The organism is Parapedobacter sp. SGR-10 (assembly GCF_011030405.1).
GTDB lineage: Bacteria > Bacteroidota > Bacteroidia > Sphingobacteriales > Sphingobacteriaceae > Sphingobacterium.
Map to the genome: position 1 here is coordinate 1 of NZ_JAAJTJ010000059.1, position 1,730 is coordinate 1,730.

The 1,730-nt window shown below is 36.1% G+C and carries 2 protein-coding genes; both read right to left on the minus strand.

Annotated features, from left to right (window positions below):
• Positions 1-32: 32 nt before the first annotated feature.
• Complete coding sequence (locus G5B00_RS17825; RefSeq protein ID WP_163878821.1) at positions 33-599, minus strand: hypothetical protein; 567 nt, start codon at positions 597-599, stop codon at positions 33-35.
• A gap of 59 nt (positions 600-658) precedes the next feature.
• Positions 659-1,621: a TIGR01212 family radical SAM protein gene (locus G5B00_RS17830; RefSeq protein ID WP_163878823.1), complete on the minus strand. Its 963-nt coding sequence runs from the start codon at positions 1,619-1,621 to the stop codon at positions 659-661.
• Positions 1,622-1,730 lie beyond the last annotated feature (109 nt).

Below are 1,730 nucleotides of genomic sequence, written 5' to 3' on the forward strand. Positions count from 1 at the left end.
ATTTTTTTATAGCTATTATTATCTCGTAGCTACTATAAACCAAACACAAAACTATAGTTTGCTGTGACTTTCAATTTCAAAGTCTTAGTAGTAGGCTCACGAAATACACCTTTGACAGCATAACTGAAATTGGTTTTATTAAAGTAATCTTTCACATTAACCTTTCCGTTCGTAACAGGAACAACTAATTTTGTTGCATATACATCTGGTATACTGGATAACTCTGCTACAGTTTTTCCATCAAGACCATCAGCTTCAATTTCTGCTTTAATACTCGAAATGTTTTGAAAATTGTTATTATCATCAGCACCTTCAACTATCTCAAGAGTAATACTAGTCAAATTGATTTCTTTTATTTTGTTGATATCGGCATTAGGAGATTCTTCGGCCAGAATGTCAGCCAAAGATCTGTCATACGTTTGCCTTCCCAATTCGGTCAGTTCTCCTGTTTCTGAAATCGCTTCAACATCAAAATAAATAGCCTCTCCTTCTAAATCAAAGTTAAACTTTAGCAAGTCTTCCAACTCTTCACAAGAAGAAAATGTAAATACCAATAGCGTCATGATCGCTATACCAATCTTTTTAAATACGTTTTTCATATCAGATTAATTATTAATTTATTAATCAAAAATACAAAAAAATATTAAATTAAGAAGATTTATATAAATTCCTTATTTTTTACATATTGACTTCCTTGTTTTACCCCACGCATTTCTAATTCCTTATCAATATGGGTTTGTATTTTTGATTTGGGGAAGCCCCAATTAGGCGCGATGAGCAATTCTCTATCAGCTATGCCAAATATTCTTTGGATAATAATGTCTGGCCTCAAAAGAGGAATAAACTTGGCCAAAAAATCTGTATATTCTTCGATAGAAAATAGTTTGAATGGTTCTTTCTTGTACTTTACTCCCATGATTGACCCTTCCACGATATGAAGATGATGCAGTTTGACAAACTTAATCTGTGAATGACTGTTGATCTCTTCTGCATACCTAAGCATCATCTCCTCTGTTTCCCATGGAAAACCAAAAATAGTATGCACACACAATTCCAGAGGAGTATTTCTTAGCATTTGCATAGCAGACAGGAACTCATCATGCGAACAACCTCTATTAATCTGCTCTAGAGTGTCATTATAGATCGACTCCATACCCATCTCTAGGTCTACGTCTAATCGATCTGTATAAGATTCCAGTAAGGCAATCTTTTCAAAATCCAAACAATCCGGGCGTGTGCCTACAGATAGGCCCAACGTATTTTCGGGATCTATACTCAATGCTTCATCGTACATCATTTTCAACAGATGGGTAGGTGCATAGGTATTCGTATTAGGTTGAAAATAAATGATAAATTTCTCCGCTCCATAAGAATTTCTGGCCCTCTCTATACCATTTTCTACCTGTTCACGTATGGAGGGTATCTTACGAGCTGTATCAGGCGTAAAAGAATCAACATTGCAATATGTACAACCTCCATAACCTTTGCTACCATCACGATTTGGACAAGTGAAATTACCATCTACAATAACCTTAAACACACGTTGCCCGTTATACTTCTCTTTCAAGTATGCCCCATAGTGGTTGTACGGTTTGACACCGTTGTCTAATAATGTACCCATTGAAGTGCAAAGATAGGAATTAGTGTTGAGTATTTTATGGTGTGTCCTGGTTTTCGCTGGTGCGGCCGGATACCATGGTGCCATAGCACATACAAACAAGAACGGCCCC

What these genes read in the sequence shown, in the direction of transcription:
- G5B00_RS17830 (WP_163878823.1), bottom strand. Translation starts at nt 1,621, where the DNA reads ATGGGTACATTATTAGACAACGGTGTCAAACCGTACAACCACTATGGG.
- G5B00_RS17825 (WP_163878821.1), bottom strand. Translation starts at nt 599, where the DNA reads ATGAAAAACGTATTTAAAAAGATTGGTATAGCGATCATGACGCTATTG.